Source organism: Cryomorphaceae bacterium, from assembly GCA_017798125.1.
In the GTDB taxonomy this organism is placed as follows: Bacteria; Bacteroidota; Bacteroidia; order Flavobacteriales; family ECT2AJA-044; genus ECT2AJA-044.
Genome location: CP059070.1, coordinates 2131809 through 2157433, shown reverse-complemented (window position 1 = coordinate 2157433; position 25625 = coordinate 2131809). Strand labels below are relative to the sequence as shown.

The 25625-nt window shown below is 49.1% G+C and carries 23 protein-coding genes; 16 read left to right on the top strand and 7 right to left on the bottom strand.

All coding sequences use genetic code 11. The annotated features are described in order from the left end of the window. Nucleotides 1-7: 7 nt before the first annotated feature. The gene (locus HZ996_09535; GenBank protein QTN39370.1) at nucleotides 8-457 is read right to left on the bottom strand and encodes a low molecular weight phosphotyrosine protein phosphatase; all 450 of its coding nucleotides are present in this window, start codon (nucleotides 455-457) and stop codon (nucleotides 8-10) included. Between the two features lie 69 nt (nucleotides 458-526). Next, a complete protein-coding gene (gene dnaA / locus HZ996_09530; protein QTN39369.1) occupies nucleotides 527-1957 on the bottom strand; it encodes a chromosomal replication initiator protein DnaA in 1431 nt (476 codons plus the stop codon). A 266-nt stretch (nucleotides 1958-2223) separates the two neighbouring features. Between dnaA and HZ996_09525 the strand changes: the two genes are divergently transcribed. Next, nucleotides 2224-2643 carry an acyl-CoA thioesterase gene (locus HZ996_09525; protein QTN39368.1) on the top strand — a complete coding sequence of 140 codons (420 nt, stop codon included), beginning with the start codon at nucleotides 2224-2226 and terminating at the stop codon, nucleotides 2641-2643. Here HZ996_09525 and HZ996_09520 read toward each other — a convergent pair. The 3 genes from HZ996_09520 to ribD are packed head-to-tail and all read right to left on the bottom strand — an operon-like array spanning nucleotide 2619 to nucleotide 5123. Then, entirely contained in the window at nucleotides 2619-3242 is a 624-nt protein-coding gene (locus HZ996_09520) for a YigZ family protein (GenBank protein QTN39367.1), read from the bottom strand. The two genes, HZ996_09525 and HZ996_09520, sit on opposite strands and share 25 nt — an antisense overlap. Next, a complete protein-coding gene (locus tag HZ996_09515; GenBank protein QTN39366.1) occupies nucleotides 3229-4101 on the bottom strand; it encodes a DMT family transporter in 873 nt (290 codons plus the stop codon). Before HZ996_09515 ends, HZ996_09520 begins: the two co-directional genes overlap by 14 nt. Beyond that, nucleotides 4098-5123 (bottom strand): bifunctional diaminohydroxyphosphoribosylaminopyrimidine deaminase/5-amino-6-(5-phosphoribosylamino)uracil reductase RibD, encoded by a 1026-nt coding sequence (ribD, locus tag HZ996_09510; GenBank protein ID QTN39365.1) that lies wholly within the window; start codon nucleotides 5121-5123, stop codon nucleotides 4098-4100. Before ribD ends, HZ996_09515 begins: the two co-directional genes overlap by 4 nt. 44 nt (nucleotides 5124-5167) lie before the next feature. On the opposite strand from ribD, the gene prmC reads away from it, so the two are divergent. From prmC to HZ996_09450, 12 genes are all read left to right on the top strand, one after another. Beyond that, nucleotides 5168-6013, top strand: coding sequence for a peptide chain release factor N(5)-glutamine methyltransferase (gene prmC / locus HZ996_09505; protein QTN39364.1), 846 nt, complete (start codon nucleotides 5168-5170; stop codon nucleotides 6011-6013). Next, a complete protein-coding gene (gene ligA / locus HZ996_09500) occupies nucleotides 6010-8025 on the top strand; it encodes an NAD-dependent DNA ligase LigA (protein QTN39363.1) in 2016 nt (671 codons plus the stop codon). Before prmC ends, ligA begins: the two co-directional genes overlap by 4 nt. After that, nucleotides 8022-8579: a hypothetical protein gene (locus tag HZ996_09495; GenBank protein ID QTN39362.1), complete on the top strand. Its 558-nt coding sequence runs from the start codon at nucleotides 8022-8024 to the stop codon at nucleotides 8577-8579. The genes ligA and HZ996_09495 overlap by 4 nt, the downstream gene beginning before the upstream one ends. Next, a complete protein-coding gene (locus tag HZ996_09490) occupies nucleotides 8576-9457 on the top strand; it encodes a 4-hydroxy-tetrahydrodipicolinate synthase (protein QTN39361.1) in 882 nt (293 codons plus the stop codon). The genes HZ996_09495 and HZ996_09490 overlap by 4 nt, the downstream gene beginning before the upstream one ends. Nucleotides 9458-9551: 94 nt before the next feature. Next, on the top strand, nucleotides 9552-10415 hold the full coding sequence (locus HZ996_09485) for a UDP-2,3-diacylglucosamine diphosphatase (protein QTN39360.1): 864 nt from the start codon (nucleotides 9552-9554) through the stop codon (nucleotides 10413-10415). Between the two features lie 50 nt (nucleotides 10416-10465). Beyond that, complete coding sequence (locus HZ996_09480; GenBank protein ID QTN39359.1) at nucleotides 10466-10978, top strand: hypothetical protein; 513 nt, start codon at nucleotides 10466-10468, stop codon at nucleotides 10976-10978. A gap of 36 nt (nucleotides 10979-11014) precedes the next feature. Continuing rightward, a complete protein-coding gene (gene bamD / locus HZ996_09475; protein QTN39358.1) occupies nucleotides 11015-11836 on the top strand; it encodes an outer membrane protein assembly factor BamD in 822 nt (273 codons plus the stop codon). Beyond that, on the top strand, nucleotides 11836-12168 hold the full coding sequence (locus HZ996_09470; protein ID QTN39357.1) for a DNA-directed RNA polymerase subunit omega: 333 nt from the start codon (nucleotides 11836-11838) through the stop codon (nucleotides 12166-12168). Before bamD ends, HZ996_09470 begins: the two co-directional genes overlap by 1 nt. A gap of 4 nt (nucleotides 12169-12172) precedes the next feature. After that, entirely contained in the window at nucleotides 12173-13381 is a 1209-nt protein-coding gene (gene coaBC / locus HZ996_09465; protein QTN39356.1) for a bifunctional phosphopantothenoylcysteine decarboxylase/phosphopantothenate--cysteine ligase CoaBC, read from the top strand. Beyond that, nucleotides 13369-14289, top strand: coding sequence for a DUF4835 family protein (locus HZ996_09460; protein QTN39355.1), 921 nt, complete (start codon nucleotides 13369-13371; stop codon nucleotides 14287-14289). The genes coaBC and HZ996_09460 overlap by 13 nt, the downstream gene beginning before the upstream one ends. Before the next feature lie 19 nt (nucleotides 14290-14308). Next, the gene (gene recN / locus HZ996_09455) at nucleotides 14309-15976 is read left to right on the top strand and encodes a DNA repair protein RecN (GenBank protein ID QTN39354.1); all 1668 of its coding nucleotides are present in this window, start codon (nucleotides 14309-14311) and stop codon (nucleotides 15974-15976) included. A 37-nt stretch (nucleotides 15977-16013) separates the two neighbouring features. Further along, nucleotides 16014-16835, top strand: coding sequence for an SDR family oxidoreductase (locus HZ996_09450; GenBank protein QTN39353.1), 822 nt, complete (start codon nucleotides 16014-16016; stop codon nucleotides 16833-16835). Nucleotides 16836-16917: 82 nt separating this feature from the next. On the opposite strand, the gene HZ996_09445 is transcribed toward HZ996_09450, so the two are convergent. Then, on the bottom strand, nucleotides 16918-19530 hold the full coding sequence (locus HZ996_09445; GenBank protein QTN39352.1) for an ATP-dependent Clp protease ATP-binding subunit: 2613 nt from the start codon (nucleotides 19528-19530) through the stop codon (nucleotides 16918-16920). A gap of 217 nt (nucleotides 19531-19747) precedes the next feature. On the opposite strand from HZ996_09445, the gene gyrA reads away from it, so the two are divergent. From gyrA to HZ996_09430, 3 genes are all read left to right on the top strand, one after another. Next, entirely contained in the window at nucleotides 19748-22288 is a 2541-nt protein-coding gene (gene gyrA, locus HZ996_09440; protein ID QTN39351.1) for a DNA gyrase subunit A, read from the top strand. Nucleotides 22289-22392: 104 nt separating this feature from the next. Next, on the top strand, nucleotides 22393-23574 hold the full coding sequence (locus HZ996_09435) for a tetratricopeptide repeat protein (GenBank protein ID QTN39350.1): 1182 nt from the start codon (nucleotides 22393-22395) through the stop codon (nucleotides 23572-23574). Nucleotides 23575-23744: 170 nt separating this feature from the next. After that, on the top strand, nucleotides 23745-24173 hold the full coding sequence (locus tag HZ996_09430; GenBank protein QTN39349.1) for a peptidylprolyl isomerase: 429 nt from the start codon (nucleotides 23745-23747) through the stop codon (nucleotides 24171-24173). A 69-nt stretch (nucleotides 24174-24242) separates the two neighbouring features. Here HZ996_09430 and HZ996_09425 read toward each other — a convergent pair whose 3' ends face one another. Then, nucleotides 24243-25610, bottom strand: a complete 1368-nt coding sequence (locus HZ996_09425) for an MATE family efflux transporter (protein ID QTN40034.1) — start codon at nucleotides 25608-25610, stop codon at nucleotides 24243-24245. Nucleotides 25611-25625: the final 15 nt, after the last annotated feature.

Here is a 25625-nt window from a genome sequence, read left to right as displayed (position 1 = left end):
TAGGCCCTCAAATTCGCTCGACAATTCGGTCACTTGCGTCGTTTAAAAGTTGATATACATGCTCAAAGCCCTGATCGCCGCCGTAGTAGGGATCGGGAACTTCGCGGTTTTCTCCCGGATAGATTTCATTGAGAATCAAGTGCACCTTTTCTTCGTCCGCAGCAGTTCGAGCCAGGCGCAAGACGTTTTGCTCATTGGATCGATCCATCACGAAAATGTAATCGAATCGGTCGAAATCTTCGGTCACGAATTGTCGAGCCCTTTGCGAGGTAAGGTCAATGCCGTGCTCACGGGCCGTTGCAATCGATCGGGGATCCGGTAATTCTCCAACGTGATAGGCAGCCGTACCCGCCGAATCGACTTCGACTTCACCCACATCCACTTTGCTTTCGAGAATTCCTTGAGCAAGGGGACTTCGGCATATGTTGCCCAAACACACCATCAATACTTTTGTCATGACTGAAAAATAAAAAACAGGAACCAAGTAAGCCTTAATTCCTGTTTAATTCTCTGATTGGGTTCAGGTTTAGTTGAGCGTTAATTTCTTTTCGATTTCCTCTACATACGTCCGGAATCGCTTGTCGGTTTCCGCCAAGTTATTGACCGTTCGGCAGGCGTGTAGCACCGTTGCGTGATCTTTATTCCCGCACTGGGCACCAATACTCGCCAAAGACGACTTGGTCAATTGTTTGGAGAAGTACATAGCCAACTGGCGCGCTTGAACGATCTCACGTTTCCGTGTTTTACTCTTCAAGAGTTCAATGGGCATATCGAAATAGTCGCAGACCACTTTTTGAATATAATCGATGCTCACCTCGCGCGTGGTGTTCTTCACGAACTTGTCAATCATCTGCTTGGCTAAATCCAAGGTGATCTTCTTCTTGTTCAGTGAAGATTGAGCCAACAAGGAAATCAGTGCACCTTCCAACTCACGAATATTCGTAGTGATGGAGTAGGCGAGGTACTCGATAACCTCTTTGGGCATCTCTATACCGTCCTTGTACAATTTGCGATTCAAGATCGCAATACGAGTCTCTAAATCAGGCGCTTGAAGATCAGCAGACAATCCCCACTTAAAGCGGGAAAGCAATCGTTGTTCCATTCCTTGCATGTCCACCGGAGCACGGTCTGACGTCAGAACGATTTGACGGCCGTGTTGGTGGAGGTGATTGAAGATATGGAAAAACACATCTTGGGTTTTTTCTTTACCGGCGAAGAATTGCACGTCGTCAATGATGAGTACATCTATCATTTGATAGAAGTGTACAAAGTCGTTCTTGGTGTTTTGACGAATGCTCTCGATGAACTGTTGCGTGAATTTCTCGGCGCTGACGTATAAGACGGTCTTCTCGGGATACTGATCCTTGATCTGAATTCCGATGCCGTGGGCCAAATGCGTTTTTCCCAATCCAACACCACCGTAAATCAACAAGGGGTTGAAGGACGTGCCACCCGGGTTCTTGGCAACGGCAAATCCAGCTGATCTCGCCAGGCGGTTGCAATCGCCTTCCACGAAATTTTCAAAAGTGTAGTTCGGGTTCAGTTGAGACTCGACATTCACTTTTTTAAGACCAGGGATAATGAAAGGGTTTTTAACACCGCTTCCACCGAGCTCTACGGGCATAGACACTTTGGGGTTCTTAATAGGACCGCGATTGTTGCTCGGAATCTTAACCGTATACGGCTTGGTATTGCCGTAGGTGTTCTCCATTACAATGCTGTAAACCAGCTTCGCGTCCGCCCCCAATTCTTTGCGAATGGCAGACTTGAGCAACTTGATGTAGTGCTCTTCTAACCACTCATAAAAAAACTTACTGGGAACCTGAATGCTCAGGACATTGTCTTTGATCTTCAAGGGCTTGATCGGAAGGAACCATGTTTTGTAACTCTGAGGACTAATATTATCCTTAATAAAGTCAAGACAATTCTTCCATACCGATTCTGCAGTGTGTTCCATGAAAACCAAAAAAACTACTAGGTTTGACTAATATTTTCCTGGGGAAAAGTGAGTAGAGGACTCCCCGTTGGATGAGGGACAAATGTGTTAACAAAAAAGTTATTAAAAAAATATTCCGGCGCTTGAATTTTAGGTTTTTTTTGTCAATATTCTGAGCGCTTCACCTCGCGGAAACCCGCATTCTACCGTACTAAACCGCTGATATTAACAACTTTGGGTAAGGTCAACCAAAACTGGGTTCAAGCCTTTCACAGAATTCTGAAAAAATGATCAGAAATGAGACCCAAATTCGGGTGCGATATTCCGAAACGGACCAGATGGGTGTCGTCTATTACGGAAACTACGCTCAGTACTTCGAAGTAGGCCGTGTTGAGCTCCTTAGAGAGCTCGGAACCAGCTATCGCGAACTGGAAGAAGCCGGCACCATGTTGCCTGTTCTAGAGCTTCAATTAAAGTACATCCGAAGTGCGAAGTACGACGACCTGTTAACCGTCAGCACCGAAATTCGAGAATGGCCGGATGCGCGAATAACATTCCATCACGAAATACGGAATGAAGAGGGGACGCTTTTGAACGTCGGAAAGGTCACCTTGGTGTTCTTCGACATGGAGCGCCAACGCCCGCGAAAAATGCCCGAGGAGCTGGCCGCATACTTCAAGTCTTACTTTCCCTCTGAAGGCTCCTGAAGGGTGATGTAGGTCAATCCAGCCATTTCCTTTTCAAAATCATCGAACTGAGAACGCGGCACCTCAATCCGTCCTGAACACTCCGCCTCGTAAGTCGGATCCAGTAGTTCAAGTCCCTTGTGATGTAACCAGCGCTGCACATCTGCTGTATGCTCATAGGTATAGGTGAATCGTATGGACTGGGAAAGCCATCGCGGGATGATCGATGATTCTTCCAAGGCCAGCCGAGCCGCTTCCTTATAAGCCGTAATCAAACCTCCTACGCCGAGTTTGACGCCGCCAAAATACCGAACCACAACAATAAAGACCTCGTGGACCTCGAAGGACAGGAGCTGTCCATAAATCGGCTTACCTGCAGATCCACTCGGTTCACCATCATCGTTCATCCGGTATTGGCCGGTGACCGGATCGAGCCGGTAGGCGTAGCAATAGTGGCGAGCTGTTGGATGCTCTTGACGAACTTCTTCCAGAGCGTTTTCGACATCTTCAATGGATCGGACAGGAAAGAGGTAGGCCAGAAACTTGCTTCCTTTCTCCTTGTACTCACCATATGCTCGCTTGCTCGGAGCCGAGTATTGATCTTGGTTACTGTCCTGCATAGGCCATAAGCCAAATGGCGGCAACAGCAAGTGCTATCCCGGCCTTGTGTGCGGCATTGAGTTTTTCATGAAAGAGGACCACGCCGAGCACAGCACTTGAAAGGACGATGGCGACATTGTTGATTGGGAAGATCAAACTCGACGGAAAGCGCTCCCACTGTAAGGTTTTCAAAAGAAAGTAAATGCTGCCAAAATTGGGAACACCGAGAATGAGTCCAGCCAGTATGTCTTTTCTCCTCCAGTATGTTCCAGCTTGAGGTTTTAGGGTAACCTGAGCCATTCCCAGTAAACCAGCAGTTCCAAAAACCGCCGACGTATACAGCACGAATTGACCATCTGGAACTAGGTTGGTTTGATGATACTTCAATAAGGTGTCCATCAATCCAGCCCCAAAGAACAGGGTCACGGGGAAATACCAGTACTTCGCTACCGGTAGTGCTCCCTCGGCCTTGTTCGGCCTTGTAATCAGGAACACCGCCACCAGTGCAGATCCAATGCCCAATCCTCCCCACCAGGTCAATTGCTCGCCGTACAGCAGGAGGGAGGCAGTGACCGGAATAGCGACGGACATTTTAACGGCCACTGACGTCACCGAGACACCTGTTTTCTGCGCCCCAAGTGCCAAGACGTTAAAAAGAAAAATAAATAAGAAGCCCATATAAAGAATGTGTGGCGCCCAGGGCTCATTCCACCATTCAGAGTCTATCCACACACGACCCTGCCACACAATTCCGAGGGTCAATGCAGTCAAGTAATTGATGACAATAGCGCGCCTGTTGTCAATCCCGTAATCGCCAAATCCACGGAGGATGACGAACACGAGGCTAGAGGTCAGGATGCTTAGAAAAAGGTAAATCATGTGTCACGTAGCATTACGTTCAATCGATCTTGGTCAATGAAGCGCTCCTCCAGATAAATGCCCGAAATGACCGGCGCTTCAAGGCCGCCATTAAGTGACTCCGGGCCCGTTAGAATGCGAGCTTCATCCCACAAACCTCGACTGATAAAGTATTCCAGTGTTTGCGCCCCACCTTCAACAATCAGCGATCGGATTTCCGCTGCTTGAAGATGCTCCAGTATCCGGTCGACGGATCGCACATCCCAGTCGATCTCAAAATGTCGATCGCTGTACGGGTGTGTCCCTTGATGTCCAAAGGTCCATGTTTCGCCCTCCAGGTGCCAGAGGTGAAGGTTTTTTGGGAGATCACTTTCCAAATCAATGACCAAGCGAAGTGGATTCGTTCCGGCCCATTCGCGCACATCCAAGCGCGGATTGTCCACCAAGGCCGTTCGATACCCTATCAGTATGGCGTCTTCTTCCGACCGCCAGCGATGAACCCATTGCTTGGCTCTGGGCCCCGTAATCCAAACCGGGCCGCGGTCTGCAGCGCCCTTTCCTGGGTCCATATATCCATCGGAGCTCTGAGCCCACTTCAAAATCACATAGGGACGACCCTTTTCCAGGGCGGTGAGGAAACGTCGATTCATCCATCGCGCCGCAGGCGCTTCGATCCCCACCACAACATCGACTCCAGCAGCGCGCAAGCGCTCTAATCCTTTTCCGCCTACGGCGGGATTCGGGTCTTCCACAGCAACCACCACCTTTTTCACGCCCTCCTCAATGATCCGAAGGCTACAAGGAGGTGTGCGGCCCGTATGGTTGCAAGGTTCAAGGGTCACGTACATGGTGCTCTCTGGAATCAAGGCTTTGTCTGCTTCAGCTACCGAATCGAAGCAGCGAACTTCAGCGTGACCCTCGCCAGGGCGGACGTGCCAGCCCTCTCCAATGATTCGGCCTTCGTGAACCAGCACAGCACCAACGGTCGGGTTGGGACTCGCCGTCCCCAAACCGCTTTCTGCAAGCGCGATGGCGCGTTTCATAAAGTACTCGTGATTCACAGCGCTAAAGCTATTAAATTCGCAGGATGAACTGGTCGGAGGCAAAGAAACATCTACGGCAGGCCTTGCCGGAAGAATCGGACCGAGAAAAGGACAGCTTGTTCTTTCTCATCTATGAGGATTTGTGCGGAGAAACGCGCAAGACCTTCCTCATTGAACCACGGCGCGATATGAGTCTAGAACAAGAGGCCCAATTTCTTTCGATTACCCGTCGTCTGCAAAATCATGAACCGGTGCAGTACATCCTTGGGAAAGGGCATTTCTTCGGTCGTGATTTCAAGGTTTCACCGGCCGTGCTCATTCCGCGTCCAGAAACGGAAGAGCTCATTCATTGGGCCATGACGGAAGTCCTGGCCACAGAGGGCCGCTGCTTGGACCTCGGAACAGGGTCGGGCTGCTTGGCGGTGACCTGGGCTGCAGAATGCCCGGGATGGGAAGTTCAGGGCTGGGACATCAGCACCGAGGCCCTGGAAGTGGCGCGGGAGAATGCAGCGAGCATCGTGCCGCAGGCACCCATTGAATTCCACCGCGCAGATATGCTGGAGCCACCGCGGCTCGATCAGCCATTCGACGTCATGCTCTCCAACCCGCCGTACGTCCGATACATGGAGCAAGAGCGCATGCATCCGCGCGTCATCGAACACGAACCATCTTCCGCGCTTTGGGTGCCCAACGACGATCCACTGCGATTTTACCAAGCGCTGGCGCGCATTGCGGATCAGGGCCTACGGCCCGATGGGCACCTCTTCGTAGAGATCAACCAATATCTCGCCAAAGAAACCGAGGATTTATTCAGAAGGAGCGGTTTTTCTTGGGTACATTTGAAACACGATCTGAGCGGCAACGCTCGCCTTATGCATGTCCGAAAATGAGTCTAACGCTGTTTGAAGCGCAGGAGCGCATTGAGGCCCTTAGGGCTGAATTGCACGACCACAACCACAAGTACTACGTCCTGGATCGACCCGAGATCAGTGATCGGGAATTCGATGCCAAGATGGAAGAGCTTCAGCGCTTGGAGGCCGAGTATCCAGATTTTGACGATCCAAACAGTCCTTCGCACCGTGTAGGAGGAACAGTGACCAAGGAGTTCCCCACGGTTGCACACCAGACGCCTATGCTCAGTCTGAGTAACTCTTACAACATGGAGGAGATTGGCGACTTTGCTGCCCGCATTCAAAAGCTCATTGATGAACCTGTTGAGTACGTTTGCGAACTCAAGTACGACGGAGCGGCCATCAGCCTGCTCTACGAGAACGGCCGATTGGTCCGCGGCGCCACACGGGGTGATGGTACCCAAGGAGATGACATTACCACGAACTTAAAGACCATTTCTACCATACCCTTGGTGCTTCAAGGGTCCGACTATCCTTCGGCCTTTGAGATCCGAGGAGAGGTCTTTATGCCGGTCGAGGGATTCACCAAATTGAATCGCGATCGAGTAGAGGCGGGTTATGAGCCGTTTGCAAACCCGCGGAATTCGGCTGCTGGATCTTTAAAAATGCAAGACAGCGCTGTAGTGGCCACGCGCCCATTGGATTGTTTCCTCTATTTGGTGGCTGGTTCGGAATTGCCCTATGACACCCACTTTGCTTTACTGGAAGCAGCGCGTTCTTGGGGGTTCCAAGTTCCCGATTACATTCGACTGGTTCCGGACATCGCCGGTGTTCAGGCCTTTATTGAAGAATGGGCAGAGAAAAGACATGATCTTCCCTTTGAAATCGATGGTGTGGTCATCAAGGTCAATCGCCTCGATCAACAGGAAGAATTGGGCAATACCGCCAAATCGCCGCGCTGGGCCATTGCTTATAAGTTTCCGGCGGAATCTGCCTCCACCATTTTGGAAGAGATCACTTATCAAGTGGGGCGTACGGGAGCCATAACACCTGTCGCCAACTTGGCCGCCGTTCAATTGGCTGGAACGACCGTTAAACGCGCTAGCCTGCACAATGCAGACATCATTGAAAAACTCGACGTGCGCGTGGGTGATCGCGTATATGTAGAGAAAGGAGGGGAGATCATCCCCAAGATTACGGGCGTTGATTTTCAAGGCCGAGACCCTTTGAGTTCGCCGACACAGTACATCACACATTGTCCGGAATGCGGTACGGAACTCATCCGACAAGAGGGAGAAGCACAGCATTACTGCCCCAATACCTACGGTTGTCCGCCTCAGGTCAAAGGTCGAATCGAACACTTCATTTCCCGAAAGGCGATGGACATTGACGGGCTCGGTAGCGAGACCGTTGACTTAATGCACCAGGCGGGACTCATTGAAAACTATGCCGATTTGTATGATGTGCGCCTTGAAGATATTCTGCCGTTGGAGCGAATGGGGCAAAAGTCAGCCGAGAATCTCGTCAACGGTATTGAGGCCTCGAAGCAGATTCCATTTGAACGCGTTTTGTATGCGTTGGGGATCCGTTTTGTAGGGCAAACCGTGGCGAAGAAACTCGCTCTTCATTATAAGAGCTTGGACGCCCTATCCCAAGCTTCATTGGAGGCTTTGATCGAAGTAGACGAAATCGGCGATCGAATTGCTCAATCCGTGGTGGACTTCTTTGCCAACGAACGCAACAGGGCTATCATCGAGCGATTGACACAAGCGGGCTTGCAGTTCGAGATCCTTGAGGATGATTCAGCATCCGGCCCAAATCTGCTCGACGGAAAGAAATTCGTGGTCAGTGGCGTATTTGAGAAATTCTCACGGAATGAATTGAAAGCGGCTATTGAACACTTCGGAGGAAAGAATGTGGGCAGTATCTCAGGGAGTACCGACTACGTACTCGCCGGTGACAAAATGGGTCCGAGCAAGCGAGAGAAAGCTGAAAAGCTCGGTGTCCCCATCATCACGGAGGAAGAATTCATTGAAATGACCAGCTCATGAAGTTCATCAAACAACTTCGGGAGCGTTGGGGATTTTGGAAACTCCGCCGCATGAGTGCTGAAGTCCAAAGAGAGCGCGCACAAAATATTCGTTGGAGCGAAAAGCCAACCATCGGACTCCTGTATTTTCATCGACCCGAAGAAGAGGCCAAGCTTCATCAATGGGTGGAACATAAAGCAAAGTCGGGGTTCAAAGTCCGTTCCTTGGGCTTCATGGAACTCGCGAAAGGAGAGGAGCTCCCAGCATCTGGACTCCGATACGAATATTTCTCGCAAAAAGAGCTGAATTGGTTTTATCAGCCTGTATCCAATTCCGTCAAGTCCTTTATCGAAAGTGAATTTGACGTGCTCATCGATCTCGACCGAGTTGGACGCCTGCCTATTCGATACGCCTTGCAGCAATCCAAAGCGCGGATGAAAATTGGACGATGCGGCGAAGAGGTTCCCTTTGACCTTTGCTTCGAAGTAGATCGCTCCACGGATATTGAATCCTTCTTGGCCATTACTGAGCAGTACTTGAACATGATGGACCCCACCCAAAATAAAGCTTCATGAAAAAATTGAAAGGAACAGGTGTAGCCCTCGTTACGCCATTTAAAAAAGACCGCCGAATTGACTTTGCCGCACTTGATCGCTTGGTGAACCACTGTATTGATGGAGGAGTAGAATACCTCGTGGTCATGGGGACCACGGGCGAAAGCGCTACGCTCAGCAAAGACGAAAAGGTAGCTGTTCTCGAAGGTGTAAAAGAGAGTAATGCCGGCAGACTTCCCCTTGTCTTAGGGGTTGGAGGTAACGACACGATGGATCTTGAACGACAGATGCGCGATCAGGATTGGGATGGTATTTCAGCCATTCTATCTGTGAGTCCTTACTACAATAAGCCCACTCAAGCGGGCATTATTCATCACTACACCTACTTAGCCGATCATGCACCAAAGCCCATCATTATGTACAATGTACCGGGCAGGACAGCGAGCAACATGACCGCAGAAACAACCTTGACGCTTGCGGAGCATCCCAATATTGCAGCAGTAAAGGAGGCGAGTGGAGATCTCATTCAAATCATGGACATCTTGTCCCGAAAACCCGAAGGCTTTGAGGTCATTAGCGGTGATGATGCCCTGACTTCTTTGATGTTATTCGCTGGTGGTCATGGAGTAATCTCCGTTGTGGGCCAGGCCTTTCCTCGAGTATTTACGGACATGGTTCGCGCCGGGCTGTCTCGAAAGGTCAAGAAAACCAATGAAGGACATTATCGACTTTGGACCTTGACGGATTTACTTTTTGAAGAGGGGAATCCGGCCGGGGTTAAAATGGCCCTGCACCTCCAAGGTATCATGGATCCTCATGTTCGACCTCCTTTAATGCCAGCCACGACATCCTTAAAGCGTAAAATTGACGCGGCTATGGCTGAGGCCGGCCTCAAATGAAACGAAAGCATAAAGCGCTCTTAACGGGTGATTAACGGCTGGTCTGTTCTTTTGGTAAAACAGGAGAATATGTTGCACCGTCAATCATCGACTTGTGAAGCGCCGTAAGGTAGATGTAGTCATCATATCAGACGTCCACCTGGGAACCTACGGTTGTCATGCCAAGGAACTTTCGCACTACTTAAAGTCCATTCGACCGGGGAAACTCATCCTCAACGGGGACATCATTGATATATGGCAATTCAGAAAGCGCTATTGGCCAAAAAGCCACATGAACGTTGCCAAACAGATCATTGGTATGGCCGCAAAAGGGGTGCCGGTTTATTACATTACCGGAAACCACGATGAAATGCTGCGCAAGTTCTCCGACTTTGACTTGGGCAACTTCCACCTCCGAGACAAAATGATCCTACCTATAGGGTATCAAAAAGCCTGGATTTTTCATGGGGATATCTTTGACGCGAGTATCCAACAGGCCAAGTGGCTCGCTAAGATGGGGGGATGGGGGTACGACCTGCTCATCTTGATCAACCGCTTGGTGAACTATGTGTTAGAGGTCTTGGGGCGAGAGCGCATGTCATTGTCGAAGAAAATTAAGAACTCGGTAAAGCGCGCGGTTTCATATATCTCCGATTTTGAGGAGACTGCAGCCGAGCTTGCCATGGATCAGAACTATGACTATGTCATATGCGGTCATATTCACCAGCCCCAAATGAAAGTGGTGAAAAAGAAAAACCGAAGAGTCACCTACTTAAATTCGGGAGACTGGATCGAGAATCTTTCAGCCCTCGAGTATCACCACGGGAAATGGCGCATCTATCGATTCGAAGAGGAGTTCGACATCACCAAATTCCGATCGGATGATCCGGAAGAAGAGTCCTGGACCCAAATTCCCGATCCATCAGAGTTGCTCGAAAAAATGTACTTGATCGGGCACGAAGGTGATTTAGAGGAGTAAACCGCTGGTTTCAGACACTTTTTCTACTTTTATGGAGTTGATTATGTGATATGAAGAAGCTTTTTTTACTCTTGGCCTTAGCGGCCGGAATCCAAGGATTTAGCCAGCAACAAGGTCAAAGTGGACAGCGATTTGTCGATAAATTACGCTTTGGCGGAAACTTGGGATTGACCTTTGGAACGGTCACCTCCATTGAAGTATCTCCCTTGGTTGGTTATCAAGCTACAGAACGATTGATGCTCGGCGTCGGTGGAACGTACCTGTACTACAAAGACACGCGCTATACGCCGGATTTTACCAATTCGTACTACGGTGGAAGAACGTTTGGAACCTTCAACATCACGCCTCAGATTTTCGCTTGGGCCGAGTACGAATTCCTCAATGGAGAGTTATACAACCCCATCGACCAGAGCTTTCAGCGTCAATGGTTTGACAATTTCTTCGTCGGAGGTGGACTCCGTCAAGGTCCCATTATGATAACTGCACTGTACAACTTGAGCTATCAAAGCCAGGATGGATTCTACGGATCACCATGGGTGATTCGTGTTGGAGCCTTCTTCTAAGCCCTTTTTCACATTACATTTTTGTACTTTTGCACCATGCTAAAAGGCGTATTGCGTTTATTCTCTTTTGTCCTGATTACTTTCCTTTTGTTCACCGGCTGTTCCGAGTACAATAAAGCTCTGAAGAGTCCAGATTTGAACTATAAGCTGGAGGTAGCCAAGAAATACTACGATCGCCAGGATTACATCCGGGCGTATCCACTCTTTGAGGAGCTTCTGAATCTTTATCGGGGAACAGCAAAGAGTCAAGAGGTGTATTACTACTACGCCATGACGCACTATGGTATGGAAGATTATATCCTTGCCGCTTACCACTTTAAAAACTTCTCAACCACTTTCCCGCAAAGTGAGAAGGCAGAAGAGTGCGCATATTTAGCAGCCTATTGCTACTATCTCGATTCGCCGAGATACAGCTTGGATCAAAGCAGTACCAACAAGGCCATCAACGAACTTCAGCTCTTCATCAACACCCATCCGGGCAGCGCTAGGGTAGATACAGCAACGATTTACATTGACAAGTTGCGCGACAAACTAGAGCAGAAAAGTTTCGAAATCGGGAAGCAGTATTTGAAGATTGGGGATTACAAGTCTGCCATTTTCGCCTTGGATAACACGCTGAACGATTACCCGGATACAGAATATCGCGAAGAGGCCTTATATTTGCAGATTCGCGCTAACTACTTATTGGCCGCTAATTCAGTCGATTACAAAAAAGAAGAGCGGTATGAAAATGCGACTCGGGCCTACCAGAACTTTGTTCGTTGGTTCCCGGAGAGCGATTGGAGAAAAGACGCGGACAAATTAAACGACAAGATCAATAGCGATCTAGAAGAATTTAGAAATCAAGAGCAGCTCTAATGAATTACAAGAAGACAGAAGCTTCTAAGAGTACAGAAACCCGGAACCCGGTCGCCATGACCAAGGGAACGGATAACATTTACGAATCCATCTCCATCTTGGCCAAGCGCGCCAATCAGATCAACTCAGAGATCAAGGAGGAATTGTTGGCGAAGCTCAGCGAATTCGCTACGCACACCGACAGTTTGGACGAAGTATTCGAGAACAAAGAGCAGATTGAGGTCAGTCGCTTTTACGAGCGCCTTCCTAAACCAACCTTGATTGCAATTCAAGAGTGGTTGGAAGATAAGATCCACTACCGCATGCCGGAAGAGGAAGAAGGAAACGCCTAAGACCATGTTGCGCGGCAAAAAGGTATTGCTCGGGGTGACCGCCAGTATCGCCGCGTATAAATCGGCGCACATTGTGCGCGAATTCATCAAAGCTGGAGCAGAAGTGCGGGTCATTATGACACCGGCTGCCAAAGACTTTGTGACTCCCCTGACATTATCTACGTTAAGCAAGCATCCCGTGCTCACCTCGTTTACCCATGAGGAAGACGACGGTGCGGTATGGAACAACCACGTGGAACTGGGATTGTGGGCAGATCTCATGATCATCGCCCCGGCAACCGCTAACACCCTGAGCAAAATGGCTCGTGGTGAAGCGGACAATTTACTTGTCGCCACCTATTTATCGGCCAAATGTCCTGTTTACGTGGCTCCTGCCATGGATCTTGACATGTACCGACACGGAAGCACGGCGGATAACCTAGCGAAGTTGGAATCCTTCGGGAACGGTGTTATTCCTGCGGAGAGTGGTGAGCTCGCAAGTGGCCTACACGGAGAAGGTCGCATGGCAGAACCAGAGCATATCCGTGCCTATATCGAAGAAGAGTTTCGATCTAAAGGGTCCCTCGCGAGAAAGCGGGTGGTTATTACCGCAGGCCCCACCCAAGAGCCCATTGATCCGGTACGCTACATCGGCAACCGCAGCACAGGAAAAATGGGAATCGCCTTATCAGAAGCTTGTTTGAACCGTGGCGCCGAAGTTCAATTGATCCTCGGACCCACGCACATCGCGGTACCAGATCATCCGAATTTGATCACGGAGCGCGTGCAGACCGCTGAAGAGATGCATCGCGCCGCTCAGGCGCAATTTAAGAATAGCCACTTGGCCATTGCCAGTGCAGCTGTAGCGGATTTTAAGCCCGCTCATCAAGCAACACAGAAAATCAAGAAGGAGGGCGGTGTACCGCCTATTGAATTGAGCGCCAATCCTGATATCTTGGCAGAGTGGGGAGCATCTAAAACTACTCAGGTGGTGGTCGGCTTTGCACTGGAGACGGACAATGAGCAAGCCAATGCCGAGGGAAAGCTCAAGCGCAAGAACCTCGACGTCATTATATTAAACTCCTTGAAAGATGAAGGAGCTGGATTTGGCCACGACACCAATCAAGTCACGATTATTGACCGGAACAATAAGCAGGTCAAAATCGGGTTAAAAAGTAAATCGGAAATCGCGAGTGACATTGTCGATTTCCTCGAAAAAGAATGGATTCAGTGAAGCAGTTAGCGCTTTCCCTTTTGGCCTTAATCCTGGTTCTGCCTGCATCGCGCATGGAGGCACAGGAATTGAACTGCCGTGTGCAGGTGATCAGCCCGCAAGTTCAAAGCTCCAACAAGCAAGTCTTTCAAACCTTGCAGCAGGCCATTTTTGAATTCATGAACAACAAGCGCTGGACGGACCAGGTATACACCATGGAAGAGCGCATTGAATGCTCCATTCAAATCAACATTACGGATCAGATCTCTGCGGATGAGTTTTCCGGAACCATCAGCGTTCAAAGCTCTCGCCCCGTGTATAACTCTAGCTACAACACCACCGTCCTCAACTGGCAAGACAACAACCTCTGGTTCCGTTACCTCGAGTTTGCCCCATTGGACTTCAATGAGAACACTCATTTATCCAATCTCACCAGTGTTTTGGCTTATTACGCCTACATGATTATTGCACTGGACATGGAGACCTTTTCTCCGAAAGGAGGGGAGCCGTTCCTGTTGAAAGCACAAAAGATTGTGGGTAATGCTCAGGGCGATCGCGAGGCAAGCGGATGGCAACCCTTTGAGAGCAACCGAAACCGTTATTGGCTCACAGAACTCTTCTTTGACCAGAATTTTGAGCCCTTCCGCAACGGGTTGTACCTGTACCACCGCCAGGGACTGGATCAGATGACGGAAGACGACGCAGAGGGCCGACGAAACATCACCGCTTCCATCGAGGAAATGCACAAAGTGCATCGGAACCGTCCGAACAGCTTCTTGATGTCCGTCTTTTTCGACGCTAAGGCACAGGAAATTGCGAACATTTACAGCACTGATTTAGTCGAAGATAAGGCTAGGGTAGTCCAGCTCTTATCTGATCTGGCCCCGGGGCAGTCTCAACTATGGGACAAGCTCGGCACCAACAACTAAGTTTTCTATCTTCGCTCGTATGCTGAAAGAGCTGCGAATCTCCAACTACGCTTTAATTGAAGAATTGGGCCTACGGCCCGATGCCGCCCTAAACACCATTACTGGTGAAACCGGTGCAGGAAAGAGCATCATGCTCGGTGCACTCGGGCTGATTCTGGGACAGCGTGCCGATCTGAGCATCCTGCGTGATCCGGAGCAAAAATGCGTGGTCGAAGCCGACTTTGACCTTGGCGCATTATCCTTGGAATCCTTTTTCAAAGCGCATGATTTAGATTACGAGCAAGTCAGCATCATTCGACGAGAAATCATCCCCTCGGGAAAGTCAAGAGCTTTTGTAAACGACACACCTGTAAAGCTGCCCGTCTTGAGGGAGCTATGCGAATTCCTCATCGACATTCACGGTCAGAATCAAACGAGGTGGCTCGCGGATGGAGGCTTTCAATTAGACCTTGTGGATGGACTGGCGCAAAATGCCGTAGTCCTCAAGAACTACCGGGACTGCTATCGAAACTGGTCAAAACTCCAAAGGGACATCAAGGTCTGGGAACAACAAGAGCTGTCACAGAAGAATGAGCTGGACTACCATCAGTTCCTGCTGAACGAGCTCGAAGAGGCAGCCCTTTTACCTGATGAACTCAAAGGGCTTGAAGAAGAAGCCAAGACCTTAGAACATGCGGAGGACATACGAGAAAGCCTATCCAGTGGACTTCAACTATTGGATGAAGATGAGTCAGGTATTATCAACAATATCAAGATATTACGTTCTCAATTAAGTCGCCTCAGCTCCTGGAGCGACACCTATGCCCATTGGATGGAACGGATCGAGGCGCAGTTGATCGAGTGGGATGACTTGAGCTTCGAAATGAATCGCGCAGCGGCCGACGTAGTTGTAGACCCCGCGCGATTGGAGCAGGTGAATAACCGTATTGACCTGCTGCACAACCTCATGCAGAAGCATCACGTCGAAGACGTGTCTGGTCTACTCGAAAAGCAAGAAGAGCTTCAGCACAAGGTTTCTGATGTTACCTCCTTGGGCGATCGACTTGTAGAGGCCAGAAAAGAAAGCGGGATACTGCACGAACAGCTGTTGGAACTGGGCCGGGAACTAGGGGCATCGCGCCGTGAGGCGCAAAAACCGCTCATCAAAGAGCTAGAGGCCTTACTGAGCAGACTGGGCATGCCAGATGCGGCCTTTGACTTGCACTGGGTGGAGACCGAAGAGCCTGGTGACAAGGGTCTTGAAACCGTGGAGTTCTTGTTCTCTGCCAATAAAGGGAGAGCCCCTGAGCCTTTGAAAAAAGTGGCCAGTGGAGGAGAAATGAGTCGTTTCATGCTCGGAATGAAGAACCTGATGGCCCAGTATAAGCAGCTGCCGACCATTCTCTTTGACGAGATTGACACCGGTGTTTCCGGAGAAATCGCCGATCGGATGGGTACCTTGATGTCGGAAATGGGCTCCCGGATGCAGGTGATTTGCATTACGCATCTACCTCAAGTTGCAGCCAAAGGGTCCAAGCACTTCAAGGTTTATAAAGAGCTGCGAGCAGAGGATACTTACACGGATATCAAGGAGTTAAGTGGCGCGGATCGAGTAGAGGAGGTGGCTTCTATGTTGAGCGGGGCGAGGAAAAGCGACGCAGCAAGGCAGAATGCACGAGAGCTCTTAGAGGATCGCGTGGCTGGCTAAGGTCAATTGTTATATTTGTAACCCAAACAAATTAGTTATGGCTAACGGAATTTTAGCAGGAAAAAAAGGAATTATTTTCGGCGCTTTGAATGCAGAGTCCATTGCATGGAAAGTCGCTGAAATTGCACATGCAGAAGGTGCGCAGTTTGTATTGACCAACGCGCCCATCGCCATGCGTATGGGAGAAATCAACAACCTCGCGGAGAAATGCGGAGCGGAAGTGATTCCAGCCGACGCGACTTCATTGGAAGACCTAGAGAACTTGATTACGCGTTCTCAAGAAATCTTAGGCGGAAAGTTGGATTTTGTGTTACACAGTATCGGAATGTCGGTGAACGTGCGTAAAGGACGCCCTTACACGGATCTGAACTACGATTGGCTGACTAAGGGTTGGGACGTGAGTGCCGTGAGTTTCCACAAGATGATGCAGACCTTGTACAAACAAGATGCGATGTCGGAGTGGGGGAGCATCCTAGGCTTGACCTATATAGCTGCTCAACGAGTATTCCCAGATTACAACGATATGGCGGACAACAAGTCCTATCTCGAGAGCATCGCCCGCAGCTTCGGGTACTACTTCGGAAAGGAAAAGAATGTGCGCGTAAATACCATCTCTCAATCACCGACTATGACAACTGCCGGGTCAGGTGTTAAAGGATTTGGTGGCTTTTTCAAGTACGCGGATCAAATCAGCCCGCTTGGGAATGCTTCAGCCGAAGATTGTGCGAACTACTGCGTAAGTCTGTTCTCGGACTTCACGCGAATGGTGACCATGCAAAATCTCTTCCACGACGGCGGATTCAGCAATACCGGTATTAGCCAAGAGGTGATGAACTTATTCCAAGGAGACGAAGAATAAGCCGCCTTTCGAAAGACGATTTAAATCCATAAAAAAAGCCCCGAACTGTATTCAAGTCGGGGCTTTTCTATGATTATCGGCCTCAGTCTTCTTTTTCAGACTTCGCCGGATCTTCTTTCTCCGCTTTTGGAGCGTCATCCTTAGCCTTCTTTGGCTTGGCCTTCTTCTTGACCTTCACGGTAATCTCCTCTTTCTTTTCGTCGTAATCAACCTTTACGGTATCTCCTTCCGAAATCGAAGAGTTGATGATCTCCTCTGCCAATGGGTCTTCCATATAGCGTTGAATGGCTCGCTTCAATGGTCGAGCACCGAAGTCTCGATCAAAGCCTTTTTCAGCGATGAAGTCCTTGGCTTTCTCACTCAATTGCACCTTGTATCCCAATTCAGTAATACGCTGGTAGAGTTTGTCCAATTCGAGATCGATGATCTTGAAGATGTCCTCCTTAGCTAGGCTATTGAAGAGGACAACGTCGTCAATACGATTCAAGAATTCCGGAGCAAAGGCCTTTTTCAAGGCACCCTCGATTACGCTCTTGGCATGGGCATCCATGCTGTCCTGCTTAGCTGTGGTGCTGAATCCAACTCCTTGTCCGAAGTCCTTCAACTGACGAGAACCAATATTGGAGGTCATGATGACAATGGTATTCTTGAAGTCAATTTTTCGACCCAAGCTATCCGTCATCAAACCATCGTCCAAGGCTTGGAGTAGGAGGTTGAACACATCGGGATGTGCTTTCTCAATCTCATCGAGCAGAATAACGCTGTAAGGTTTACGGCGCACCTTTTCGGTGAGCTGACCACCTTCCTCATATCCGACATATCCCGGAGGCGCTCCGATCAAACGAGACACGGCGAATTTCTCCATGTACTCGCTCATATCAATACGAATCAAAGCGTCATCTGTATCGAAGAGCTTGGTGCTCAAGGCCTTCGCGAGCTCTGTTTTCCCGACACCTGTAGGTCCGAGGAAAATGAAACTTCCAATCGGCTTATTAGGATCTTTCAGCCCGGCACGGTTTCGCTGGATGGCTTTTACCACCTTGTCCACCGCGTCGTTTTGACCGATCACTTTATCCTTGAGTTCAGCAGCCATGTTCTTGAGCTTATTGCTCTCGTTTTGAGCAATGCGCTGCACGGGAATTCCCGACATCATGGCCACCACTTCCGCAACATTGTCTTCGTCCACGGTTTCACGGTGATTCTTGACTTCTTGCTCCCATTGACGCTTCGCTGCTTCCAACTCGGCTTCAATGCGCTTTTCATCATCACGTAATCGCGCTGCTTCTTCGTACTTCTGGCGTTTTACCACTTGGATTTTCTCTGCTCGAATACCTTCGAGGTCTTTCTCCAACTGGACAACCGTTTCTGGAACGCGAATATTCGAAATGTGCACACGGCTTCCCGCCTCATCTAAGGCATCAATGGCCTTATCGGGAAGGAAGCGATCACTGATGTACCGAGACGTCAAGGTGACACAAGCCTCCAGTGCGTCATTGGTATAGTTCACATTGTGGTGATCTTCGTATCGTTCACGGATGTTTTTTAGGATCTCCAGCGTTTCTTCCGGCGAGGTGGGCTCCACCATCACTTTTTGGAATCGACGCTCTAAGGCTCCGTCTTTTTCGATTGACTGACGGTATTCGTCTAGTGTGGTTGCACCGATGCATTGAATCTCACCACGGGCAAGGGCAGGCTTAAACATATTGCTGGCATCCAAGGATCCAGCTGCCCCTCCTGCGCCCACGATGGTGTGAATCTCATCGATGAACAAGATGATATCGTCGTTCTTTTCGAGTTCGTTCATCACCGCTTTCATACGCTCTTCAAACTGACCGCGGTACTTGGTACCCGCCACAAGAGAAGCTAAATCAAGAGTGATGACACGCTTGTCAAACAAGACTCGACTGACCTTTCGCTTCACAATACGCAAAGCCAATCCTTCGGCTATCGCCGATTTACCCACACCGGGCTCACCGATGAGTAGAGGATTGTTCTTTTTGCGTCGGCTCAAGATCTGCGAAACGCGTTCGATCTCTTTTTCCCGGCCTACGACCGGATCTAGTTTATCATCTTCAGCCAGCTTAGTCAGATCTCGACCGAAGTTGTCGAGTACTGGCGTACTGGATTTAGAATCTGTTTTCTTCTTAGAACTTCCGGAGCTAAACGGATTGCTCTTTCCTTCATCTTCAAATTCGTCATCGTCTTTATCAGAAAAGGGCAAGTCCGAGGTTGGTTTGTTCCCCAAATTGGAGTCCTCGCTGTAGTGCGCTTGATATTCTTCTTTCACTTTATCGTAATCCACACCGCTTTGACGCAAGATGCGGGATACAGGATCGTCTTCATTTCGCAAAATACAAAGGAGAAGATGAGACGTACCGATCACACTGCTTTTGAACAGCTTAGCTTCTAAGAAAGTCGTTTTCAAGGCTTTCTCAGCCTGACGCGTTAAGGGCAAGTTGGTACGCTTACTCACTTTAGTCGTCAAATCGCTTTTGCTGATCGACTCAATTTTCTTGCGAAAGGCAGGAAGGTCAACGCCCAGAGATTCTAAAATCTCAATAGCGATTCCTTCACCTTCGCGAATCAAACCAAGCATTAAATGCTCCGTGCCAATGTAATCATGCCCTAAGCGCAGAGCTTCCTCCTTGCTGTAGCCGATCACATCTTTGACTCGGGGTGAAAAATTTTCGTCCATTTGCTTGGTGTTTCAGAGGTAACGCAAGTGCTACCTCAAGGGTTTATATCAAATGTAGCCAATGCACTATTAAAACGACTTTAACGTCAAAATCATTTTATCAACAGTGCGTGTGCAAAAAAGTCCAATTTTCATGCCATTCAGCAACCCTGACAGGACGTCGTTTTGGTATATTCGTACGTTATTAAAAAGTTAATTCTCACAACCTGGATTGAGCATGAGTGAAGAGAGAATTGTTCCCATAAACATTGAGGAGGAGATGAAATCGGCCTACATCGATTATTCGATGTCGGTCATTGTGTCACGCGCCTTGCCAGATGTCCGCGATGGACTCAAGCCGGTGCACCGTAGAATCCTCTTTGGGATGTATGAATTGGGCGTTTTGTCGAACCGCCCATACAAGAAATCAGCGCGTATTGTCGGGGAGGTCTTGGGTAAGTTTCACCCACATGGTGACACTGCCGTGTACGACGCAATGGTGCGTATGGCCCAGCCGTGGTCACTGCGCTACATGATGGTAGATGGCCAAGGTAACTTTGGTTCCGTAGATGGAGATAGTCCAGCGGCCATGCGTTACACCGAAGCACGCTTGCAGAAGTTGGCCGAAGAGATGTTGACGGACATTGATAAAAACACCGTTGACCATCAGCTCAACTTTGACGACACCATCAAAGAACCAACCGTACTACCTGCCAAGATTCCAAACCTCTTGGTGAATGGAGCATCTGGAATCGCAGTCGGTATGGCCACGAACATGCCACCTCACAACCTCAGTGAAGTGGTGGACGGCACCTGCGCCTACATTGACAACAAAGACATCGAAGTCAGTGAGCTCATTGAGCATGTGAAAGCACCGGATTTCCCGACGGGAGGGGTGATTTACGGTTATGAAGGAGTTCGCGAGGCTTTTGAAACGGGTCGAGGACGCGTAGTTATGCGTGCCAATGCGAACATCGAGGAGGTAGATGGTCGCGAGGCTATTGTCGTCACGGAGATTCCATATCAGGTCAATAAGGCCGATATGATCAAGAAGACGGCCGATATGGTCAACGACAAAAAGATCGAGGGCATCTCCGATATTCGTGATGAAAGTGATCGGAACGGAATGCGCATCGTGTACATCATCAAGCGCGACGCCATCCCGAACATTGTCTTGAATACGCTGTACAAATACACCGCGCTTCAGACATCTTTCAGCGTGAACAACATTGCCTTGGTAGGTGGCCGCCCAAAGCAGCTCAACCTCAAGGACATGATCGTTCATTTCGTGGATCACCGTCACGAAATCGTCGTACGCCGCACCCAGTACGAACTGGAACAAGCGGAAAAGCGAGCTCACGTTCTCGAAGGGCTCCTGATCGCGCTGGATCACCTAGACGAGGTTATTGCCTTAATTCGTGCAAGCCGCACCCCTGAAGACGCACGTAATGGCTTAATGAGTGAGTTTAGCTTGAGTGAAATCCAGGCGCGGGCCATTCTGGACATGCGCTTGCAGAAGCTTACCGGACTCGAGCGCGATAAGATTAAAGAAGAGCATGCAGAATTGATGAAGACCATCGAGTACTTGCGTTCCATCTTGGATAGCGAGGACAAGCGTATGGAGATCATCAAGGAAGAATTGCTTGAAATGAAAGAGAAGTACGGGGATGAGCGTCGTACACAGATCAACTACGCCGGTGGAGATCTCAACATCGAGGACATGATTCCGGACGAGGACGTGGTGATCACGATTTCGCACTTGGGGTACATCAAACGTACACCTCTCGCCGAATATAAGAAGCAGCGTAGAGGAGGGGTAGGACATCGCGGTGTCAGCACGCGCGACGAGGACTTCCTTGAATACCTCTTTGTCGCCAGTAACCACAACTACCTCTTGTTCTTCACCGAGCAGGGCCGTTGTTTCTGGTTGCGCGTTTTCGAGATTCCAGAAGGAGGGAAGGGATCTAAAGGTCGAGCCATTCAAAACTTGATCAATATCCCGTCCGACGATAAGGTACGTGCCTTCATTAACGTGACTTCTCTCAAAGACGAGGACTACATCAACAGTCACTACATCATGATGTGCACCAAGGCTGGCCAAGTCAAGAAGACCAGCCTGGAAGCGTACTCTCGTCCGCGTGTGAATGGAATCAATGCCATTACCATCCGAGAAGGAGACATGCTTTTGGAAGCTAAATTGACTACCGGAGACAGTGAAATCCTCATGGCGGCCCGTAACGGGAAGGCCATTCGATTTGACGAGTCAGCTGTCCGCCCCATGGGAAGAACAGCCTCCGGAGTTCGCGGAATGCTCTTGGCCTCAGATGACGATGAAGTCGTCGGTATGGTCTGCGTCAATGACCTTGAATCGGATATCCTCGTGGTCAGTGAGCGCGGATACGGTAAGCGTACCAAGGTTGACGACTATCGAAAGACGAACCGTGGTGGTAAAGGAGTGAAAACACTGAACATCACCGACAAAACTGGGGAGTTGATTTCCATAAAAAACGTTGTAGATACTGATGATTTGATGATCATCAACAAGAGCGGAATCACCATTCGCCAGGGCGTTGAAGAGCTCCGTGTAATGGGACGTGCAACGCAAGGTGTTCGATTGATTAACCTTCGTGAAGGCGATGAAATCGCTGCGGTGACCAAAGTAGCCGTTGAAGATGACGACGAGCCTTTATTGGATGAAGATGGCAACCCAATCCTCTCTGAAGAAGGTGCTGAAGAAGGCACTGAAACCAACGATCAAGAAGAGGGCGGAGAGGCCTAAATCACACCTTTGGTACAGAAATTGCCCGTTTCTTCATGAAACGGGCTTTTTTTATGCCCACAATAGATGTAATTTTGACGCGAACCCAAGACCAATTAATGAAAATGAAAAAGTTAGTTGTCCTTTTCGCCGCAGTATTGATCTCTGCGGTATCAATGGCTCAGGGAGCTGCAACCAGTACCGCCATCATTCGCCTACGCGCCGATGATTGGTTAGAAGCCAAAGGATATATCGACCAAGCCTACGACGAGATGATGGAAGCGAGAGCTGAAAACCGCGTCGTAAAAGAAAAGGTGGCCTCCAAGTTTTGGTACCACCGTGCTATGATTTACCAGCGCATTTCCGTTTCTAACGATCCACAATTCGCAGAATACAAAAAACCTGCATTGGGTACAGCCGCGGATGCTCTCGAAGAACTCTTTGCTGTGGACCAAAAAGGCTCGTACACCAAGGAAGGAAAAGAGCTGTACGCGTATGTCATCAACGGATACTTGAACCGTGCCTTTGACCAAATCGACACCGAAGAATTCTCTGGAGCAAGAAGCGATTTCGAGCGTGCATACGAGTTGAAAAAGAATCCAATCGTAGGTGAAGTAGACACTACGACTTTGTACAACGCCGCTTTGATGGCACAGTACGGAGAAGAGTACGAAGAAGCTATTCGCTTGAATCGAATGCTTATCGAAATGGATTATCAAGGAGCGCGTACGTTTGTGCTTTTGAGCCAGATCTACAAGCAAATGGAAGACGAGGAAGGTGCCATTGCCGTTGTTCGTGAAGGCCGTGAGAAATATCCTTCTGATCGTGATCTGTTGATCGAGGAAGTGAATTACTACATCGGTAAAGGCGACGATCAAAAAGCGACCGAAACCTTGAACTTAGCTGTAGAAGCTGATCCAGGAAATGCATTACTTTGGAACGCCTTGGGAACCATCCAATTGAAACTCGGCGATGAGGAGAAGGCTATGGAAGCTTTGAGCAAAGCAGTTGAATTGAACGATTCTTTGCCTGAAGCACATTATTCACTCGGTGTAATCTGGGTAGAGCGCGCCAACGGAATGGTGGAGAAATTGAACGCTGATGGCGTTTCCGATTCAGAATACGAGAAACTCAAAGAAGAGCAACTCGGATATTTCCGCAAAAGCTTGCCGTATTTCGAGAAAGCCCTCGAGCTTATGCCAGAGGATTTGTTGACTTTGGACGCTTTGAAGGTAGTATACTACAAACTCGATATGACGGACAAGTCCATCGAAATGAAAAAGCGCATTGACGCGCTGCAAGGATAATCTCCTGAGATAAGAATAGAATAGAGGCCTCACAGACGTGGGGCTTCTTTTTAACTCAAATTACTAATTAACATAATATTAATTATAGGACATATGTAGTTCATGATGTACTGAACATAAACCACTTAGAATTCGTTCCTTTGCAGCTCTTAACACGATAATACACTCAAATGAGTCAAGTAAAACAAAACGATACGGTACGTGTCCACTATACCGGAACTCTAGCGGATGGAGAAATTTTCGATTCATCACGCGAACGTGAGCCGCTCGAATTTACCCTTGGTCAAGGCCAATTAATCCCCGGTTTCGAGAATGGCGTCATCGACATGAAAACTGGTGAGACCAAAACCGTTCACATTCCTGCAGCCGAAGCCTACGGCGAACGTCGCGAGGAAATGATTCAGGAAGTTCCCAAAGACCAATTGCCTGAAGAAATCAAGCCTGAAGTCGGAATGACGCTGTTTAGCCGCACTCCAGACGGACGCGAAATGCCTTTGATTGTCTCTGAAGTTCTTGAGACGAGTATCATGGTCGATGCCAATCACCCATTGGCTGGAAAGGACCTCACTTTTGAAATCGAATTGGTCGAGATCAAATAAGAGAGTTAACATAATAATAGAGAAGCCTTCCTTTTGGAGGGCTTTTTTTTGGCCCTACGGGCCGATGCTTCAGGTTTTCTGCACCCCTAAAGTTTTGAGGTGGTACCTCAAATAAGCATAGGTAATCAAAGTGGAAAGGCCGTCGGCTAAGGGAAAACTGAAGAATACCCCGTCCAAGTCAAACCACCGGGGTAAAATCAAAATAAACGGAATCAACAGAAAGGCCTGTCTGGAAAGGGTCAGTATCAAGCCCGGCCATACCTTCCCTATCGCCTGAAAATAGGCTGCTCCAATGAGTTGAACCGCAATAATGGGCGTCAGAGAAAACACGAAGCGCATTGGTCTTGGCGTCTGTGCTATGAGTTCCGGATCCGTGGTAAAGACCCTTGTCAGTGCTTCAGCGCCGAACATCACTCCGAAGAAGACCCCTACACTTAAAATGCTCCCGTACTTAAAGGCCACTCCAATGGATTCTTTCACTCGGTCCCAAGACTGTGCTCCATAGTTGAATCCCGCAATGGGCATAAAGCCTTGCATGGTTCCAATCACGGGGAATAAGGCAAACATCATGATGCGGTTGATGATCCCCCAGACGGCAACACCGGTTTCCGCCCCGTAGCGAAACAGCGCTTGATTCAAAACAACGCTTAACAAGCTTATGGCCGCCTGCCGGGCAATTGTAATGCCACCAATACTCATGGTCTCCCGAATGATGCTCAAGTCCGGCACCAAGTTTTCGACACTCAAGGTGAGTTCAGATCGACCAAAGGCAAAATACCCCAAGGAAAACAGCGCCGAACCTATATAGGCTATGGTTGTCGCATACGCTGCGCCTTCAATGCCCAAGTCCAGCCAAACAATCATAATCGGATCCAAGATCAAATTGACCACGGCCGGTATGACCAATACATACATCGCCGCCTTGGGCCGCCCCTCGGCCCGCATCACATTGTTGGCCATCATGGCTATGATCAGCGCCGGAAGTCCGTAAAGAATGATCATGAAATAACGCTGCGCATAGGGAAAAATCCCTCCCTTTGCACCAAACGTGCTCAGAATCGGATCCGCATAAAGCACGCCGAGCAGAACAAACACCGCGCCCAGCACAAAGACAGCCGAAATCATGTTGCCAAAGGCCAGATTCGCCCGATCCAGTTGTCTTGCGCCCAAAGCCCTAGAGATGATACTGCTCCCCCCTATTCCAATGGCCATCCCAATGGAAGAGATTAAAAAACTAATGGGAAGTACGACAGTAATCGCACCAATTCCCTCACTACCCACATAGCGTCCTACGAAGATGGTATCCACAATATTGTAGATGGACATCACCAAGAATCCAATGGAAGCCGGAATGCTTTGTTGAAGGAGAAGTTTAGGAATGGGGAGGACGCCTAGGTCATCAGAACGGCGTGATTCGTTTTTTGGCACGATTTTTATTCTATTCTAAGTGCA